Annotated in this window: 13 protein-coding genes, 1 rRNA gene and 2 pseudogenes; 5 read left to right on the plus strand and 11 right to left on the minus strand. The window is 69.8% G+C overall.

The window, feature by feature from the left end; all coding sequences use genetic code 11:
* The first annotated feature begins 112 nt into the window (after positions 1–112).
* Positions 113–370 carry a hypothetical protein gene (locus tag ACZ79I_RS01095; RefSeq protein ID WP_471493203.1) on the plus strand — a complete coding sequence of 86 codons (258 nt, stop codon included), beginning with the start codon at positions 113–115 and terminating at the stop codon, positions 368–370.
* Between the two features lie 423 nt (positions 371–793).
* Here ACZ79I_RS01095 and ACZ79I_RS01100 read toward each other — a convergent pair.
* Positions 794–1111: pseudogene (locus ACZ79I_RS01100) on the minus strand (helix-turn-helix transcriptional regulator); the annotation flags it as partial.
* A gap of 106 nt (positions 1112–1217) precedes the next feature.
* Between ACZ79I_RS01100 and ACZ79I_RS01105 the strand changes: the two are divergent.
* Positions 1218–1766, plus strand: coding sequence for an NIPSNAP family protein (locus ACZ79I_RS01105; protein ID WP_471493204.1), 549 nt, complete (start codon positions 1218–1220; stop codon positions 1764–1766).
* Between the two features lie 127 nt (positions 1767–1893).
* Positions 1894–3019, plus strand: a pseudogene (locus ACZ79I_RS01110) (transposase); the annotation flags it as partial.
* Positions 3020–4398: 1379 nt separating this feature from the next.
* Here the strand turns inward: ACZ79I_RS01110 and ACZ79I_RS01115 are convergent.
* Positions 4399–5334 (minus strand): ribose-phosphate diphosphokinase, encoded by a 936-nt coding sequence (locus tag ACZ79I_RS01115; protein WP_471493205.1) that lies wholly within the window; start codon positions 5332–5334, stop codon positions 4399–4401.
* 409 nt (positions 5335–5743) lie between these two features.
* Between ACZ79I_RS01115 and ACZ79I_RS01120 the strand changes: the two genes are divergently transcribed.
* Positions 5744–7720 (plus strand): S9 family peptidase, encoded by a 1977-nt coding sequence (locus ACZ79I_RS01120; RefSeq protein ID WP_471493207.1) that lies wholly within the window; start codon positions 5744–5746, stop codon positions 7718–7720.
* A 74-nt stretch (positions 7721–7794) separates the two neighbouring features.
* Complete coding sequence (locus ACZ79I_RS01125; protein ID WP_471493209.1) at positions 7795–7998, plus strand: hypothetical protein; 204 nt, start codon at positions 7795–7797, stop codon at positions 7996–7998.
* Positions 7999–8589: 591 nt separating this feature from the next.
* Here the strand turns inward: ACZ79I_RS01125 and ACZ79I_RS01130 are convergent.
* The 9 genes from ACZ79I_RS01130 to ACZ79I_RS01170 form a co-directional block, all read right to left on the minus strand.
* Positions 8590–10119: ribosomal RNA gene (locus ACZ79I_RS01130) — 16S ribosomal RNA — on the minus strand.
* A gap of 851 nt (positions 10120–10970) precedes the next feature.
* Positions 10971–11954, minus strand: coding sequence for a sigma-70 family RNA polymerase sigma factor (locus ACZ79I_RS01135; RefSeq protein WP_471504688.1), 984 nt, complete (start codon positions 11952–11954; stop codon positions 10971–10973).
* A gap of 499 nt (positions 11955–12453) precedes the next feature.
* The gene (locus tag ACZ79I_RS01140; protein ID WP_471493210.1) at positions 12454–12615 is read right to left on the minus strand and encodes a phosphoribosyltransferase family protein; all 162 of its coding nucleotides are present in this window, start codon (positions 12613–12615) and stop codon (positions 12454–12456) included.
* A gap of 136 nt (positions 12616–12751) precedes the next feature.
* Positions 12752–12955 (minus strand): cold-shock protein, encoded by a 204-nt coding sequence (locus tag ACZ79I_RS01145; protein ID WP_471504692.1) that lies wholly within the window; start codon positions 12953–12955, stop codon positions 12752–12754.
* 262 nt (positions 12956–13217) lie between these two features.
* The gene (locus ACZ79I_RS01150; RefSeq protein WP_471493211.1) at positions 13218–15356 is read right to left on the minus strand and encodes an adenosylcobalamin-dependent ribonucleoside-diphosphate reductase; all 2139 of its coding nucleotides are present in this window, start codon (positions 15354–15356) and stop codon (positions 13218–13220) included.
* Between the two features lie 110 nt (positions 15357–15466).
* Positions 15467–16792: a phosphoribosyltransferase family protein gene (locus ACZ79I_RS01155; protein WP_471493213.1), complete on the minus strand. Its 1326-nt coding sequence runs from the start codon at positions 16790–16792 to the stop codon at positions 15467–15469.
* A 219-nt stretch (positions 16793–17011) separates the two neighbouring features.
* Entirely contained in the window at positions 17012–17356 is a 345-nt protein-coding gene (locus ACZ79I_RS01160; RefSeq protein ID WP_471493215.1) for a universal stress protein, read from the minus strand.
* 153 nt (positions 17357–17509) lie between these two features.
* On the minus strand, positions 17510–18409 hold the full coding sequence (locus tag ACZ79I_RS01165; RefSeq protein ID WP_471493216.1) for a carbohydrate ABC transporter permease: 900 nt from the start codon (positions 18407–18409) through the stop codon (positions 17510–17512).
* Complete coding sequence (locus ACZ79I_RS01170; protein WP_471493218.1) at positions 18406–19392, minus strand: carbohydrate ABC transporter permease; 987 nt, start codon at positions 19390–19392, stop codon at positions 18406–18408. The genes ACZ79I_RS01165 and ACZ79I_RS01170 overlap by 4 nt, the downstream gene beginning before the upstream one ends.

Consider the following 19392-nt stretch of genomic DNA (forward strand, 5'->3'; position numbering starts at 1 on the left):
CCCACAGACACGGAGACCGCGTGAACGGCTCGCCTGGCAGACCTGGCGATGATGCTTGCGTCATCGCCGACAGCTGACGCCCGCCCAGTGCGACTTCGCCAAAGTGGTGGGCGTGTTCTCCACGGCACCCGACGTCCCCCGGGACAAGGCCAGGACGCTGTACGAGGTCATCAGACGGCTGGCAGGAGTGACCGAACCGGCCCGGGGCACGGACGGCGCCGGGCGGACCGTCCTCGCGATCGGAGTCGAGGGCGAGTACCGCGACTCCTCGGACGAACACAACGGCATGCAGGTGCTGCTCGACCCCACGTCCTTGGCCTACCGGGGGGGTGCGGTATGTGGGCGGACTCGGCTACTGCATCGGCGGTGAGGCATCCGGAGGCCCCTTCGTGACCAAGGGAACGGTTGTGGCCACGGCGACCCGAGTCTCGACCGCGCTCGTGGACCAGGCAGGCCAACGACCCTGACCTCGGCGCGGGTTCAGGAGGAACGCAGCAGTCCGTTGGCGGCGACGGCCGCAGCGTCGAGCGCCTCCGCCGGGCTCTTCCGTCCGGTCGGCGCCGCCCGGATCTCGGGCGCGAGCAACTCCATCACCGCCTTCATGACCCGGCCGGAGCAGATACGTTCCCGCGGGCACCGAACGCCGCCTCCCGGGCGGGCCCCTTGAGCGGGCCGCCCACTAGCCTCGTGGTTTCACGAGCGTGGCTGTCCTACATGTGATCGACGAGGTGAGGAGTGCCGCTGACCTGGCGCGATGGGACCTGTTCAGAGTCCTGGTGCGGTCAGGGACGCCCTGCAGCTTGAGCCGGGGGGTGGCGAGCGCCTCGCCGAGGCCGAGTTCGGCGGCGGCGCCGGGGAGTGCGACGAGGAACGCGGCCCGCGCCTCGTCCACGGTCAGTCCGGTGAGCCGGGTCCGGTGGCCGTCGACCAGCCGGTAGCCGCCGGCGTGGCCGGCGGCGCCGTACAGCGGGATACCGGCGGCACCGAGCGCCTCGATGTCCCGGTAGACCGTCCGGACGGAGACCTCCAGTTCGTCGGCCGGCTGCCGGGCCGTCATCCGGCCCCGGTTCTGGAGCAGCAGAAGCAGGGTGACCAGCCGGCTCGCACGCATGCCGCTCAGTATCCACTGACAGTGGATGTCAGCAGACTGGCCCTAACCTGCTGCGCATGGACGACAACTGGACCATGGACCTCACGCGCACCGGGCAGGCCACCGTATGAGCATCGTCGAACTCCGGCAGTACACCCTGCATCCCGGCGCCAGGGAGACGCTGATCGAGCTGTTCGAGCGCGAGTTCGTGACCGGTCAGCAGGCGGTCGGTATCACCGTCGGCGGCCGGTTCCGCGATCTGGACGACCCGGACCGCTTTGTCTGGCTGCGTGCGTTCCCCGACATGGCGCACCGTCGGCGCGCGCTGGAGGCGTTCTACACCGGCCCGGTCTGGCGGGAGCACCGCAACACCGCGAACGCCACCATGATCGACAGCGACGACGTCCTGCTGCTGCGCGGCCCGGGCTTCACGCCGGAGCCGGGGACGAGTGAGGTGCTCGCGACCGTCTGCCATCCCACCGACGCGGCCGACTTCGACGCGTACGCCGCCCGGCACCTGGGCCCGGGGCATGCACTGCACCGCACCGAGCACGCCGAGAACGACTTTCCCCGCCTGCCCGTTCGCACCGGGGAGGATGTCCGGATCTGGTTCGGCCCGGCCGAACCGGCACCCTGGCCGACCCAGCGGCTGCGGCTGGAGCCCGTGAAGCCTTAGCCTCGGGCTTCACTTGGAGCCCGTCCGGATCACGGGCGGGAACGCGAAAGTGCCTTCTGAACTGGGACGATGAACCTTGTCGAGGGGTCCTGTCGGTCCAGGCGGAAGGTACTTTCTACGTGCAGGTATCGGTTCGCGTCCCGAGCTCCGTGTTTCTGCCGACGGTGCGGGGGTGGTCGGTCACGCCGGTGCACGGCTACTGGCTGATCTGGCTGATCTGGCTGATGCCACCGGGCTGACCAGCTCGTACTCCACGGCGCTGAGTCCACTTCGACCACGCGGTACCGGTCATGACCCGGGCCGGATCGCCACCGACCTCGCGGTCATGCTCGCCGACGGCGGCGAGGCGATTGCGGATCCGGCCGTGCTGCGGGACCAGAGCGAAGTGTTCGGCCCCGTCGCCTCTACACCGACTGCCTGGCGGCTGCTGGCCGCCGTCGACGAACGCGTACTGGACCGTCTGCGCTCAGCCCGGGCCCGGGAAGTGGCCTGGCTGCAGGCATCCGAGATCCGCTGCGGCATACCGGCGGCGAAAGCCGGCGGACGGGAAGTGCCCGGCCTGGTCCTGGGCATCGACGCGCAGCTTCAGCTTCCACCCGCTGCTGTGCTTCCTCGCCGACACCGGCGAGGGCATGTCCGGACGGCTGCGGCCCGGAAACGCCGGCGCCAACACCGCCGCGGACCACACCGCGGTACTGGACGACGCTCTTGCGCAGATCCCCGACGCCCACCGGCACGGCACCGACATCCTGATCCGCACCGACAGCGCCGGAGGCGCCAAGGCATTCCTGACCCACCTGCGCAGCCTGCGCTCGCGCAGCATCCACACGTTCTTCTCGGTCGGGCATCCCGTCAGCGAACCGGTCCGCCGCGCGATCCGCACCCTGCCCGAGCACGTATGGCATCCCGCGCTGGAGCAGGACGGCTCCCTGCGCACCGGAGCAGAGGTCGCCGAGCTGACCGGCATGGTGGACCTGGACGGCTACCCCGACGGCACGCGGATCATCGTGCGGCGTGAGCGCCCGCATCCCGGCGCCCAACTGTCCCTGTTCGACCTTGACGAAGGCATGCGCCACCAGGTCTTCCTCACCGACACCCCCTACGGCGAAGGCTCATTGCAGCACCTCGAAGTACGCCACCGGGCGCACGCCCGCGTTGAGGACCGCATCCGCTGCGGCAAGAGCACCGGCTTCGGCCGCTTCCCTTCGCAACACTTCGCCGTCAACCAAGCGTGGCTGGAGTTGTCCCTGACCGCCTGGCACTGTCCCTGACCAGCCACGACCCGAGGAACCCAGGAGAACCCGACCCGCGCGTCGGGCCCCGGCCATGCCCGCCCGGACACGAGCAACCGAAACCACCGCTTTACCGCCACCCGATCAGCCCAGCCATGCGAAGCGAAACGGGGAGGTTGGGCAGTCTCGTTCGGATCAGTCGGTCGTTGGCCCGGGTGTGCCGTTAACAGCAGCAGACGTCGGACGAACGAGGCAGAGTCGGCCGACTCGCCCGTGAAATCCCTGCAACGAGACGGAGCACCGAAATCGAGGAACGCGAGGTCAGCGGCGGACATCCGCACACCGATCGCGTCCACACCCTGCACGATGTGCAAGAGACGAGCCAGGCAGACAGAAAGCTGCGACGTGCCCGTTGGCTTTGGCAGCCCGTTGATCTCTACCAGCAGTCAACGGATGGCACGCAAGGAGGAGGCATCCACTTCTCGCGGATCCCGATATGCGGTGCACGGTTTCTCTCCGCTTCTCCGCACCTCAGCCTCCTCACTTATGGGAACGGCTCTCTCTGATGACGTATTCCGGTCCTACGGCGACCACCCGGCGTGCGCGAAGTCGGCAAGGTCGCTGACGTGACGCACCTTGAACCGCCCCACCAGCACATCCTGCGCTGGCTCACCGGGGCACGGCAGCGACTCATCCGCCGACGTCCGACTCGCTCCAGGCTCGGCTCGGTCGCCGAAACCCCCGCCGGGAGAAGCCCGCGCCTTCACCCCCTGGTCCTTGAGAGAATTTTTCCCAAGGTGTATTGACTCGGGACGCATCCCGTGGAGACTTATTACTAGACCACAACACCGAAAGAGCCACAAAGTCGGTGAGGACGTCTAGTCGGCGGAGTGACTCGGACAGGATGTGGTTCAGGCCCCCGGCAAGCCGGCGCGACACCGAGGCGACAGTGACGACTGAAGCTTCAAGACACGCGCAGCACTACCGGGGACTGTTTTTTGCCCTGGGAATCTTCGCGGGCGCCTGGCTGAGGTGCGAAGGCTCCGTCACGCCGATGTGAGGCTGGATCTTCACGGTGATGGCCGCGTCCTCGGGGCGTCACCCTCCTCGTCCTCCCCGAGGATCATGTACACGTCCCTCTGCCCGGTGCCGCGCACACCCCAGTCAGTGTCACCAGCCACCCGGCACGCGGGAACGGCCACACCACGGGGGTGAAGCCGGCACATGCGCCGCCCGGACGGCCTCGTACAGGCACTCGATATTGGCCGCAGGGGTCACCCGACGCACCCCAGGAGGTCGGTCATGCGCGTCGGCACCGGGCTGCCGCAGAAGGAAGCCGAAAGCGCCCGATAGATTCGGCTGATCCTTTGCGCGGAGACTGCAGCGATCCGCCGCAGATGTCAGGAGCGCATCAGCAGGGCTTCAAGGGGCTCGCTGTGGTGCAGACGGTTGATGGCATCGGCCAGCAGCGGGGCCACGGACCGTACCTGGAGAGGAAGCTCCTGCGCCTGCCCTGCGGCGAGAGTGTCCGTGACGAGCACGCGACGGAGCCGGAGCCGTCCGAGCCGGTCCCGGGCGTCTCCCGCCAGCAGTCCGTGGGTCGCAGCGACGGCGATGTCCGGAGCGGCCCCGCAGGCGAGCAGGACACGCACGGCCGCTTCCACCGTTGCGCCCGTGCTGATCATGTCATCCACGATGACCGTGGCCCGACCGGCGACCTCACCGACCAGTTCCTCGGCCTGCACCCGCGTGCCCGACTCGCGGATCTTGCGTACCACGGCCACAGGGCGCCGCAGCAACCCGGCGTAATGCTCAGCCAGTTTGACCGCACCGAGATCCGGCGACACCACCACAGCCGTACCGGATGTCTCCACGGCGAGCGCGGCAGCAAGGGTCGGCACGGCTGTCAGCATCTCCACCGGAATACCGCACATCGCTTCCAGCGCGGCGGTGTGCGGGTCCACGACGACCAGCCGGTCCGCACCCGCGGCCTCGAGTGCCTCGGCCACGACCCGGGCTCCCACCGGCTGGCCCGCCTGTACGCGCCGGTCCTGCCGGGCATAGCCGAAGTACGGGACGACGGCGGTGAGCCTGTCGGCACCACCCCGGCGGCAGGCGTCGAGCAGCAGGAGCAACTCGATCAGGTGCTCGTTCACCGCAGGCCCCGTGGGCTGGACGACATACACGTCCTCGCCCCGCACAGGGCCGACCACGGGCCGCAGTTCCCCGTCCGGAAACCGCTCCAGCTCGCAGGCCACCGGCGCGGTGCCCAGCGCCGTCGCGACAGCGTCGGCAAGGGCTCGATGAGCCGAACCCGCGACAACACCCGCGCTCATCATCGCCTCCTTGACCCGCGAGAGCCGGCCAGGATCACGGACACAGCAGGCCACCTGCACCCCCGGGGGTCGGCTCTTGCCGCTCCGTCTCCAAGATCTCTCGCCCCGCCGCGGACCGCGGTCGCGTCGCGTCCTTGGGTGCCCGCCCGCACTCGCGGTCCGTGAACTGGCTCTGGCATCCGGGTGCGGCGTCACATCGCCGCCGGGGACGAAAGTGTCAGGCCCTGGTCCCAGGCTAAGCGGTCAGGGCGCCGCCGTCCTCCTGCGGTCGCGCCACCGGGAAGGCCCGGCGATACGCCCCCAAGAAACCTGTTCGCTGCGGGCACCGGTCGAGCGTTGTTTACTGGCTATGAGCGGTGACCGGCAGCGCACGCGCTGCCGTGGCCGACCGGAGCGGTGGTGCTCGCCTATGGCTGATCAGGCTCCCTACGGGACGTGGCGGTCTTCGCTGACCGCCCAGGACGTCGCCCGGGTTCCGCGCCTGCGTACCGTCGCGGCCGAGGACAGCGGAGCGGTGTGGTGGCAGGAGGTCCGCCCCGCACAGGGCGGACGCGCCAGCGTGATGAGGGGCGGCCCTGGGTCCGAGGCCATGAAGGTGCTGGTCGCCGATCTCGATGCCATCGGCTTCTGGGACGGCGCCCCCTGGCTCCCGGTGGGCCGCAGCGCGGCGGTGGCCGCCGGAGACGACGCCCACCGGCTGTTCCTGCTGGAGCCGGGCGAGGAGCCGCTGCCGCTCACCGGGAACGCGGAGGCCGGCGAGGCGAGCGTGAACCGCTTCGCAGATCTCGTACGGGGGCCGGAGGGGGACACGCTGTGGTGCGTCGGGGAGACAGACCATCGTGCGGCAGGCGGGCGAAGGTCGCTGGTGGCGGTGCCACTCGACGGCAGCCTGGCCGTTCGCACCCTGCTCACCACCGCGGACCACCTGTCCACGCCCCGGCCGTCGCCCGACGGAACGTGGCTCGCCTGGCTGCAGTGGCCGGATGGGCAGATGCCGTGGGACGGCTCGGAGCTTCGGGTGGGCCGGATCACCGCGGAGGGCCTGACCGAGGTCCGGACGCTGGTCGGCGGTCCGGTCGAGTCCGTGTTCCAGCCCGAATGGGCTTCCCCGCGGTCCCTGTACGTGGTCTCCGACCGGACCCGGTGGTGGAACCTGTACCAGGTGGAGCTGACCGGTGCGCTGCGCCCGCTGTGCCCTTGGGCCGAGGAGTTCGGCCAGCCCCAGCGCGGGGCCGGCCTGGCCACCTACGGCTGCCTTCCGGACGGCCGGCTGGCCGTGCTGCACGGAACCGAGGAGTGGAGGCTGGACGTCCTCGATCCGTCCAACGGAGTGGTGGCCCCGCTGGCTCTGCCCTACACCGCCTGGCAGCCGAACCTGCGTACCGGGCGCGCCGTGATCGCCGGGGTGGCGGGCACGCCGGGCTCTCTGCCCTGCGTCGTGGCCGTCGACCCGTCGACCGGCCGGCACTCGGTCCTGAGCCGGCCGGTCCCGGAGCCACCGGCGGAGTACCTGCCCCTCAGCCGGTCAGCGGTCTTCACCGCACGGGACGGCCATGAGGTCCACGCCGTGGTGCACCCGCCGCGCAACCCCCACTTCCGGGCGTCGGGCCGCGAGCTCGCGCCCTTCCTGCTGTTCCTGGACGACGATCCAGCTTCCCAGGCGACCGGCATGCTCGACCTCACCATCGCCTTCTTCACCAGCCGTGGACTCGGTGTCGCGGAGATACACGGACGTGGCGCGTCGGGATACGGCCGCAGCTACCGCGAGCAGATCTACGGGCGGTGGGGCACAGCGGACGTGGAGGACTGCGCCGTGGCCGTGAGGGCCCTGGCCGAGCACTGGGAGGCCGATCCCGCACGGCTGGTCGTCCGGGGGACCGGTGCGGGAGGCAATACGGCCCTGGCGGTCCTGGCCGGCACCGACCTGTGCGCGGCCGCCGCCGTCTACGCCCCGGTCACCGGCCTCGGGCCGACCGCACCCGGCACGTCCCATACCCTGGCGGACCGCCTGAGAGCGCTTGCCGGCGACTCGGCTCTGCTGCGCCCCCCGTCGTGGCCGGCCGCCCGCATACACCGCCCGGTGCTGATGCTGCACGGCCTGCACGACAGGACCGTACCCGCCACTCACAGCGTGCTGCTGCGCGACAGGCTGCAGGAGTTGCGGGTTCCGCACGCCTGTCTCGTATTCGGCGACGAGGGCCACGTCTTCCGCAGGGCGGAGACGATCACTCAGGCCCTGGAGGCGGAACTCTGCTTCTACGGCCAGGTCCTCGGCTTCCGCCCTCAGCAAACCCGACACCTGCGCATACACGGGCTGAGCAACGGCGAGCACCCGACATGCAGCGACACCTCACCGCGACCGGAAGAGGCCGGCACGCGCGGATGACCAGCCGGGCAGCCACGCCCGTGGCGCACGACAGAGAGAGCTGCCGCGAACGTTCCTGCACGAGGAGGGGCCAGTTGAAGGACAAGCGTGTGGCCCACCCGGGCATGACGGCCGATGCCCGGTTGAGCCGACTGGAAACGCAGGTCGCAGCCCTGGCCGAGGCCGTCCGGGCACTCGCCCGTGGCCTGGAGAGCATCCCCTCGCAGGACGTTCCGCCCGAGGAGGCGGCACGCGGTGCACGACTCGCCCACGAACTCCTGCTCTCCCAGGGCCTGTAGACGCACCGTGGCGCCGGAGAAGACAGAGTCGTGAGGAGGCCGCCCTGCGCGGCGCGGTCCTGCGGGCCCAAGGCGGCTTCACCGGGGATGCGCAGTGCGGTGTCCTCCTCGATCCCGGGTGGGATGCGTACTGTGACGGAGTCGCGGTGGGCGACTCTGCCCCGTCCGCCGCCGCAGTTGGGGCACAGAGTGTCGGTGATCGTGCCGCTGCCGTAGCCCCTGGGCGACGGATGGTGACCGTTTCGGTTCCCCCGGTGAGGACGCGTGTGAGGGGTCTGGCAGAAAGCTCGAAACTCACGCCGCAAACCCGTCCGAGGCGCCGCTGCCGACCGTCACACCAGCAGTGCGCCTCGGACAAACCGGCCCGCCGGGCCTGCCAGGGCCTGCGCGGCCGGCATCCCCCAACGATCCAACAGCGTGCCGGGCGGCCGGGGACACTCGGGACCCTCGTCCCCCGCTCCCGCGAGGGGTTCTGAGAGGCCCGGCGGCGCGCGGCGCCAACCAGCCAGCATTCCGACCCAAGAGCTGCCCGCCGTCGGACACGCACCGACGGTGGCCCTGGCTGTCAGTACAGTCCAGGACGCTCCTTAGAAAGGAGGTGATCCAGCCACACCTTCCGGTACGGCTACCTTGTTACGACTTCGTCGCAATCGCCAATCCCACCTTCGACGGATCCCTCCCCCGCAAGGGGGTTGGGCCACCGGCTTCTGGTATTACCGACTTTCGCGACGTGACGGGCGGTGTGTACAAGGCCCGGGAACGTATTCACCGCAGCACTGCTGATCTGCGATTACTAGCGACTCCTGCTTCACGGGGCCGGGTTGCAGACCCCGATCCGAACTGGGACCGGCTTTGGGGATTCGCTCCGCCTTGCGGTTTCGCAGCCCATTGTACCGGCCATTGTAGCACGTGTGCAGCCCGAGACATAAGGGGCATGATGACTTGACGTCGTCCCCACCTTCCTCCGGGTCGACCCCGGCGGTCTCCCGTGAGTCCCCAGCACCCCGAAGGGCCTGCTGGCAACGCGGGACGAGGGTTGCGCTCGTTGCGGGACTTAACCCAACATCTCACGACACGAGCTGACGACAGCCATGCACCACCTGTGCCGGACGCCCGAAGGCACCTCCCGTTTCCGGGAGATTTCCCGGCATGTCAAGCCTCGGTAAGGTTCTTCGCGTTGCCTCGAATTGAGCCACATGCTCCGCCGCTTGTGCGGGCCCCCGTCAATTCCTTTGAGTTTTAGCCTTGCGGCCGTACTCCCCAGGCGGGGCACTTAATGCGTTGGCTGCGGCACGGACGGGATGGATACCGCCCACACCTAGTGCCCATCGTTTACGGCGTGGACTACCAGGGTATCTAATCCTGTTCGCTCCCCACGCTTTCGCTCCTCAGTGTCAGGACAGGCCCAGCAAGCCGCCTTCGCCTGCGGTGTTCCTCCCGATATCTGCGCATTTCACCGCTCCACCGGGAATTCCACTTGCCTCTGCCTTCCTCTAGCCAGCCCGTATCGGCTGCGGTTCCGGGGTTGAGCCCCGGGATTGCACAGCCGACGCAGCAGGCCACCTACGAGCTCTTTACGCCCAGTAACTCCGGACAACGCTTGCACCCCACGTATTACCGCGGCTGCTGGCACGTGGTTAGCCGGTGCTTCTTCTGCGGGTAACGTCACCCGAGGGCTTCTTCCCCGCTGAAAGAGGTTTACAACCCGAAGGCCGTCATCCCTCACGCGGCGTCGCTGCATCAGGCTTGCGCCCATTGTGCAAGATTCCCCACTGCTGCCTCCCGTAGGAGTCTGGGCCGTGTCTCAGTCCCAGTGTGGCCGGTCACCCTCTCAGGCCGGCTACCCGTCGTCGCCTTGGTGGGCCGTCACCCCACCAACAAGCTGATAGGCCGCGGGCCCATCCCGGGCCGGAAACCCTTTCCATCTCCATGGATGCCCGTGGAGATCACATCCGGTATTAGCCCTGGTTTCCCGGGGTTATCCCGGAGCCCGGGGCAGGTTGCCCACGTGTTACTCACCCGTTCGCCACTGATCCACCCCGAAGGGCTTCACCGTTCGACTTGCATGTGTTAGGCACGCCGCCAGCGTTCGTCCTGAGCCAGGATCAAACTCTCCGTGAACGCACGTGAACCGGAGAGCCGTCGGCCGGAAGATCCTACCGGCACACTCTCCTCACTGTGCATTCGCAGGAACCTCAACGAGATCACTTCGATCTCGCCGGGGAAAATAGCGCTGGCTTCGGCACGCTGTTGAATTGTCAAGGGTTAGAAGGTATCGATTGGGGTGCGTCACCTCTTCGAGGAACATCTCCCAATTGCCCTTCATATACGACAACCAAATATTCCGTCGAGATATTTCCTCAACGCACGGCGGAACCTGAATCGTAATGCTCGATGGCTTCGGCCAGCCGCGCCTGGCTGCGCCCTCAAGCCAGCACGGTGAACGGGATGATCTGGTCGGAGGCGAAGCGGTCGAGCACCGCACCGGTGCGCAGGTCCTCCAGCAGGCGCCCGGCGGTGGCCCGCCCGATCGTTTCGGCCCGGCGCCCAGCCGGAGGGCACTGATGTCGTCGTGCTCTTCGATGCGGACTTCGTATCGGGCCCGGGCCAGCACCTCACGAGCGCCGTCCGCCATGCGCCGGCTCACCGAGCGTTCCTGCAGGTGGGAGGCGAGGGCGATCCCCCACAACGATCGCACCGGCCCGGATCGCTCCGCTTCCACAGGGGCGAGCGGGCCACCGCGCCCCACCTCCAGCCGCAGCACGCCGCCGCCGGTCGGCACGCAACCGGGCCGGACCAGGGTGACCGTGACGGCGAGCCCCATCCGGCCGAGCCGTGGGGCGACCACGTGCAGGGCGTCCTCCACACCTCTCTGCCACGCCTTCAACCTGCGCTCTCGGGGCGGCTGCGGCTGCTAGGTGCCCGGAGCGTTCATCGCGCCATGCGTGGCTCCTGCGTCCGCCGCATCCCTGTCAGGCGGCCCACGCGGCCAGCGGCATGTAGCGCTCCGGGGCCCGCAACTGGGCCAGCGCCTGCTTCTCGAGCTGGCGCACCCGCGCGGGCGTCAGCCCCACCTGGTCGGCGATCTGCTGCACGGTCCGCGGCCGGCCGTTGTGGAAGCCGTACCGCAGGGTGAGCACCAGCGCCTCCTGGGGCGGCAACGCGTCCATCGTCGCCTTCAGCTGCTCGGCGAGGCCGCGGTACTCCGCGACCTCCGGAGCCTGCAGCACCTCGGTGTCCACGATCACGTCACCGACGACGGTGTCGCCCTCCTCGCCCACCGGGGTGTCGAGACTGATCGTCCGCCGGCCCACCTGGCGCAACTGGGTCACCTTCTCGCCGGCGAAGCCGCTCTCGGCCGCCACCTCTTCCACGGTCGGCTCACGTCCCAGGGCCAGCTGCAGCCGGCGCTCCGCCCGGCCGAGCTTGCCGATGTCCTCCACCACTTGAAGGGGAAGCCGTACCGTCCTGGCATGGCGGGCCAGGCCCCGCTCGATCGCCTGCCGGATCCACCACGTCGCGTAGGTGGAGAACTTGTAGCCCTTGGCGTAGTCGAACTTCTCCACCGCCCTGATCAGGCCCAGGTTCCCCTCCTGCAGCACGTCCAGGAGAGGCAGGCCGCGACGGCCGTAACGTTTCCTGGCGATCGCGACGACCAGCCGCAGATTGGCGCGGATCATGTGGTCCTTGGCGAGCTGACCGTCGCGGGCCACTGTCTGAAGGTCATGGCGCCTGTCAGCGGGCAGTTCCCGCCCGTCGGCCTCGGCCTCGCGCAGCAGATGGTCGGCGTACACCCCGGCCTCGATCCGCTTGGCCAGGTCCACCTCCTCCTCGGCGCTGAGCAAAGGGGTGGAGCCGATCTGGGTCAGGTACTGGCCCAGCAGGTCGAACGCGTCACCCGGCTCCACCGGCTCAGTGCGGTGACGAGCCTCGGCCACGCTCGCCTGCAGCGCCATGATCATCAACCTCCGTGTGGGTCCCAGCGCGCTCCCCCCGATGCGCTCCAGGACGGCCATGCCCTGGGACACCGTCCACGCTACGCGCCCTGCAGAACGACGTCGTGCCGAGGACGTTCCGGAGGCATCCCTGCAGTTCCCACCGCTGTTCCGCGCGATTCCGGTCATCCCGGGGGCCGGCGAGCCGGAGCGAGCTCGTGGTCGATCGTGACGGCCGAGCAGCCGTCGGGCCTGCGCAGCGGCGTCGAGCGGGTCTCCTCGACGTCCCGGCCATGGAGGTCGAGAGGTTCCAGAAGGGTCGTGATGTTCCGGCGATACCGGTGACCGCGTACATGGCGATACCGGTGACCGCGTACATAAGGTCGGCTGATGGCACCGGCGAGCGGTGCGGTCACGGACCGTACCTGGAGCGGCAGCGCTCGCGTCCGCACGACGGCAAGGCCGTCGGTGACGAGAAGACGACGGAGCGCGCGGTGCCCGAGCCGGTCGTGAGCGGCCCTCACCAAGACGCCGTGCGTCGCGGCCACGGTGTTCTCGGGAGCGGCCCCGCCGTCGAGCAGGCCCGCACGGCGGCTTCCACCGTCCCGCCGGTGCTGATCATGTCGTCAACGATCACTGCGGGCCGGCCGGCGACATCGCCGACCAGCGCCTCGGCCTGCACGCCGGCGCCTCACTCGCGGGTCTTGCGCACCACGGCGACAGGTCGCCGCAGCGGTCCTCCGTAGTGGCCGGCGGGGATCGGTCTGTGCTCGTCTCCCGGTTCGCTGGGCCGGCGAGTGCGCTCGCTTGCCGTGCCTCTACAGCGGCACCACCTCGTCGGCCTGTGGCCCCTTCGGCCCTTGGACGATCGTGAACTCGACTCGCTGGCCCTCCTCCAGGCTCTTGTAACCGGGTGTTCGGATGGCCCTGAAGTGAACGAAAAGATCAGGACCGCCCTCGTCCGGGGTGATGAACCCGAAGCCCTTGTCCGCGTTGAACCACTTCACCGTGCCTTGCGCCATCGTCATGTCCCTTGCAGAAGAGGTCCGAAGATCAGGACACACTGTCCGTCGGCACGGTACAGCGCTGCGGCCACCGACCAGGTGCCGCCACGACGCGGACGGCAGCATGATGCCCGGTCGGGTAGAACCGGTGCCTTACCGGCGGGCTTCGTCGCCCGGCACCGGTACTGGACGCGATGGAGCTGCCGGCCCTGGGCCGACGGACGTCTGCCGTCCGTCGCTGGCGCTGTGCGGGTCTGAGAGGGCGATCCGCGAACCGCCCTCAGAACGCGCAGACGTGCCCGCTACAGCCCCCGCTGTAGTCGTCGCGGATCGCCACCGCGGCCCCAGGGGCGGTACCGGGGACGGCCAGCGTGAGGACCTGGCCGGTGCGTGCTCCGTACCGGTAGACGGTGATCCCCTTCACCCGTGCCTGCCACGCCGCCAGGTAGATCGCGCGGACGTCCGCGGCCGTGGCGGACTCTGGCAGGTTGACGGTCTTGGCCACTGCCGCGTCGACGTGGCGTTGAACCGCGGCCTGCATCCTCAGGTGCCATTCGGGCGGGATCTCGAAGGCGGTCACGAACGCCTGTCGTACGTCGGCGGGCACGCCGTGGACCTGGCGCACCGTGCCCGTGCGGTCGATCTCGGCCATGAGCTGGTCGGACCAGAAGCCCCGGTCCCGCGCGACGCGTTCGAAGCGAGGGTTGGTCTCGGTGAGCTGGCGGCCGAGGATGTGGCGCACGTAGGAGAGGGCGAACATCGGCTCGATACCCGAGGTGGTTCCGGCGATGAGCGAGATGGTGCCGGTCGGGGCGATCGAGGTGAGCTGGGCGTTGCGCAGCGGTCTTGTGCCGCGCGGGGCGTGGCGGCTGTGTTCGTACAGCGGGAAGGGGCCGCGCCGGGCGGCGAGTTCGGCGGACGCGGACCGGGCCTCCCGCTGGATGACGCGCAGGACGCGCTCGGCCAGTCGGAGCGCGGGATCGGAGTCGTAGGGGATGCCGAGGGTCGCCAGTAGTTCGGCCAGCCCCATCACCCCCAGGCCGATCTTGCGGGAGGCACGCGCCGGGCCCTCCAGCTCAGGGATCGGGTACCGGCTGACGTCGATCACGTCGTCGAGGAAGCGCACCGCGAGCCGGACCGCGGCGCGCAGGCGTTCGACGTCGACCGTGCCCCCGGTGGTGAAGCGGGCCAGGTTGAGCGAGCCCAGGTTGCAGGACTCGTACGGCAGAAGGGGCACCTCGCCGCACGGGTTGGTGGCCTCGATCCGCCCGAGGGAGGGCAGCGGGTTGGCCCGGTTGATCCGGTCGAGGAACAGCAGGCCGGGATCACCACCGTGCCATGCCGCCCGGCAGATCCGGTCGAACAGCTCCGCCGCGGCGACCTGTGCCACCGTGGCGCCGGTGCGCGGATTGACCAGGCGGTGCCGCCCACCGTGGAGCACGGCCCGCATGAAGCGGTCGGAGACCGCCACGGAGAGGTTGAAGTGCTCCAGGCCCCCGCTGTCCTTGGCGTCCACGAAGTCGACGATGTCCGGATGCGAGATGTCCAGCACGGCCATCGAGGCCCCGCGGCGCCGTCCTCCCTGGGCCAGGACTCCGGCAGCCGCGTCGAACACCGTGAGGAACGACACCGGGCCGCTGGCGACTCCCCCCGTACTGGCTACGGCATCACCACGGGGACGCACATGTGAGAAGGAGTAGCCCGTGCCTGCCCCGGCCTGGTGCAGCACGGCCGCGTGTCCGAGCGTGGTGAAGATCGAGTGGAGGGAGTCGGCGAGTGGGAGGACGACGCACCCGGACAGCATTCCCAGGCTCGTTCCCGCGTTCATCAGGGTCGGGGAGTTCGGCAGGAACTCCAGTCGGCGCAGCGACGCGGCGAACGCCTCCGCCCATCGGGAAGCCGACCCGGGGGACCACTCGTCCTCGGCCTGCGCCACATGGTGGGCGGCGCGGTCCATCATTTCTCCGGTCGACTCGACCACCGTCCCGTGAGGATCCCGCAGCAGATAGCGCTCCTTGAGGACGGCGACCGCGCCGAGGCCGAGCTTGAGGTCGTCGCGCACGCCGAGGCGGAGCTTGGCCCGGCGTATCTCGGCGTGACCGCGACGGTAGACGACGTAGGCGCGGGCCACGTCCGCGAAGCCACCCGTCATCAGCGCGCGCTCCACGGCATCCTGTACGTCCTCCACCCCTGGCGGCCGGCGCCCGAACCGTCTGCCCAGCTCGGCGCCCACGGCCGCCGTCACCGCAGCCGCCAGCGCGGGGTCGCGTCGACCCACCTCGCGCGCCGCCCGGGACACCGCCGCCTCGATCCTGGCCGGATCGAAGCTGACGACCGCCCCACCGCGCAGGCGGAGCCTACGCGGCGCTGGATGCGGCAGCGACCGACCTGCCGTTTCAGTCCGCCGGGTTCCGGACATCGCCTCCCCTCCTGCGTGAGGCTGATGGATATCGAGGGCACTCCGGCACGAGACGCCAGGGGCTGTGCCGCTCCATCCAGCGCCCTCCCGCGACGGAGCACACGTCAGCGTCAGACCGCCGCAGTGGCCGGGGCCATGTGGTCGGTGAACCAGTCCCGGGCCAGCTCGGTGACCTTCTCCAGGGCACCGGGTTCCTCGAAGAGATGGGTGGCACCGGGCACAACCGCGAGACGGCTCTCGCAACGCAGCCGGGCCTGAGCCTCGCGATTGAGATCGAGTACCAGCTGATCGTGACCCCCGACGATCAGCAGCGTGGGCGCCGTCACCGCCGGCAGCCGCGGCCCGGCCAGGTCGGGCCGGCCACCCCGGGAGACGACCGCGGCGATCCGCACGCCCGGCTCGGCGGCCGCCCACAACGCGGCTGCCGCGCCGGTGCTCGCACCGAAATACCCGACAGCCAGCCCTTGGGTCTCGGGCTGTCCGCGCAGCCATCCGGTGGCATCCGCCAGCCGGCGGGCCAGCAGCCCGGTGTCGAACACGTTGGCCCGGTCGGTCTCCTCGGCCTCGGTGAGCAGGTCGAACAGCAGGGTGCCAAGCCCCGCCCGGTTCAGTCCGGCCGCGACGAACCGGTTGCGCGGGCTGTGCCGGCTGCTGCCGCTGCCGTGCGCGAACAGCACGACCCCGCTCGCGCCCTCGGGCACGGTCAGCTGCCCGCGCAGCACCATCGCACCGGCTTGCACGTCCACCTCCCGGTCCTCGGGCACGCTGTGACGGGCCTCGGTGCGGCGGGTGCTCACCGGGCGGGCGACCGCTTCTTCCAGACAGGCGACGACCTCATCGTCGTCGGTCTGGGAGAAGTCGGCGTAGAACTGTCCGATCGCGTAGAAGCTCCCGGGGGTGTGCGGGCACACCAGTTCGTCGGCGTCCTCGCCCAGCCGTGCGGTCCAGTCGTGCGGTGCCACGGGGACGGCCAGCACGATCCGTGCGGCCCCGCGCCCGCGGGCGATCCGGCAGGCCGCGCGCGCCGTCGACCCGGTGGCCACCCCGTCGTCGACCACCACGGCGGTGCGGCCCTCGAGCCCGACCGGTTCCCGCCCGCCCCGGTAGTGCCGGGCGCGGCTCTCCAGCACCTCCCGCTCACGCGCCTCGACCTCGGCCAGCTCGTCCGGGGTGACACGCGCCATGCGCACCACGTCGTCATTGATCACGCGCACACCGCCCTCGCCGATCGCCCCCATCCCCAGCTCCGGCTGGAACGGCACGCCCAGCTTGCGGACCAGGCACACGTCCAGCGGCGCGCCCAGCGCCCCGGCGACCTCCGCGGCGACCGGAACCCCTCCCCGGGGGAGACCCAGCACCACCACCTCAGCGCCCTTGAGGTGCTCCAGCCGGGTGGCCAGCTGCCGGCCGGCATCACGACGATCCACGAAGAACACGATCCGACCTCCTCGTCCCGGAGGAACACGGCGAGCGTCGCCTGCGCACCGCACTTCCATCCTCACCCCGGCAGGGAACGGACGCGCACCGCTGCGAGACGTGCTCAAGCCTCGCTTCGGATACGGAGGTGGAACGGCCCGCATGAGGATGGAGCGCAGGCTCAGAGCACCCGGAGGCGATCACGGTGTCGGGCCGTGTGGCCTGCCTGCGTCACCCGATCAGAACCGTTCCGAGGCGGCACGCGACGTCTGACCAGGACGGCCCGCACGCTGCACCGACTGGTTCCACCAGCGCAGGTGGGCATCAGGCCGCCCCCTCCCCGGCAGGGTGCGGCAGGGTGCGGCACGATGACGAATGACGACCGGGCAGGGTGCGTGGTGCATCGGGCACTGGCCGACCGAGCCGAGCAGCAGCCCGGAGAATCCGCCCGGCCCACGGCTGCCCACCACCAGCGGCACCGCCCACCGGGCCGCATCGCTGAGCACCCGCACCGGATGTCCGCGGACCACCACGTGCCGGAGCTCGGCCTGGGGGTACTCACCGCCCGCCGCCCGGGCCCGCAAGACGTCCGCCGCAGAGCCGTCGGCACGCTGTGCGCGACGGGCCAGTGCGGATCAGGCGGTGCGGTGGACGCACACCTGCCTTTCGGTGGGTCGGAAAGCGTCGGAGTCCACGGGCGTGGCTGCCGTCTGGAGTGGTCGGGTCGCCGCGATCGGCTACTCCTTGACAGCTCCGGCGTTGGCGCCTTGGACGAAGTACCGCTGGAAGCAGAAGAACAGCGCGGCGACGGGCAGGGTGGCCAGCAGGGCTGCCGCGAGCTTGAGGGGGTACTGGGTGCCGCCGCCCAGGCCGCCGGAGACGAGTCGGGCGAGGCCGGTGGTGAGGGTCTCGTACCGGCTGGACTGCGTGGCCACGAGGAAGTGGGTGAACTCGTTCCACGAGCCCTGGAAGGAGAGGATGGTCAGGGTCAGCAGGGCTGGGCGGGCCATCGGCAGGACGATCGACCAGAAGGTGCGGAAGACGCCGGCGCCGTCGACACGGGCGGCCTCCTCCACTTCCCGGGGGATGGACTCGAAGAACTGCTTCATGATGAAGATGCCCGCTGCGTCCACCATCAGCGGCAGGATCATGCCGGTGTAGGTGTCGAAGAGGCCGAAGGTGTTGAGCACGAGGAAGCGCGGGATCAGCAGGGCTACGTTCGGCACCGCCAGCACGGTGAGCACGAAACCGAACAGCAGGGTGCGGCCGGGGAAGCGCAGCCGGGCCAGGGCGTAGCCGGCCATCGAGTCGAACAGGACGCGTCCGGCGGTGACCACGACGGTGACGAACGCCGAGTTGCCCAGCCAGCGCAGGAACGGGACCCCGTCACCGGCCCGGCTGAGGCCGAACAGGCGCTGGTAGGCGGCGGTCGTGGGGGTGGCGGGGATCAGACCGAGGGGCTGGGCGGCCGCGTCCGGGTCGGTCTTGAACCCGGTGACCAGCTGGATGACGAACGGCATGAGGTACAGCAGGCCGAGTGCGGCCACAGCCGCATGGCCGAGGATGCGCAGCGGCAGAGGGAAGCGGCCGAACGCGGGACGTCCCTGCACCCGGTCGGCCCCGGACTCGGCGCTCATCGGTTCCTCCGCGTGCGGGGGCCGCGCTCCCGGAACAGGAAGCGCTGGATGGCGGTCATGGTCAGGATCAGCGTGAGCAGGATGAAGGCGATGGCCGCACCCTGGCCGAAGTCGGCGTCGCCGAACGCGGAAGAGTAGGACAGGAAGGCCGGCGTGAGAGTGGTGTTGCCAGGGGCGCCTTGGCTCATTACGTAGACTTGGTCGAAGACCTGCCAGGTGCCGATCAGGCCGAGGGTGAGGACGAGGAAGAGCACGGGTCGCAGCGCCGGCAGGGTCACATACCGCAGCATCTGGAAGCGGCTGACACCCTCGATGGCGGCGGCTTCCTCCAGCTCGCGGGGGATGTCCTGGAGGGCCGCGAGGAAGATCAGCATGAAGGTGCCGGAGGTCGTCCACACGGCGAGCAGGATGATCATACACATCGCGACGGACGGTCCGGACAGCCACTCGAACCAGGACAATCCCATGAAGGAGTGGTCGGCGAGGACTCCTGCGGGGTGGTCGCTGTCGACGATGCCGAGGCCGCCCAGGAGGAGGGAGAGCACGCCGCGGGGGTCGTTGAACCAGTTCGGGCCCTTGATCCCGGTCCAGGACAGGATCTTGTTGACCGCGCCGCTGCCCTGGAACAGGAAGAGGAAGATCGTGGAGACCGCGATCGAGCTGGTGACGGAGGGGAAGAAGAACGCGGTGCGCAGCACGCTGCGGCCGCGCAGCATGCGCTGGTTGACGATGAGCGCCAGCGTCAGCGCGAGCGCGGTCTGCAACGGGACGGTCAGCAGCACGTAGTAGGCGTTGTTGCGCAGGGAGGTGGCGAAGAGGGTGCGGTCGAGGCCGTCCTGGGTGAGCAGGGCCCGATAGTTGTCAAGGCCGACGAAGTCCGCCCGGCCGCTGAAGGGGTTGGACTGCCCGTCCCAGTGCAGCAGGCTCACCCACAGCGCCATCAGAGTCGGAAGCGCCAGGAACAGGCCGAGGATGATCGCCAT

It is taken from the genome of Streptomyces sp. PSU-S4-23, from assembly GCF_055632315.1.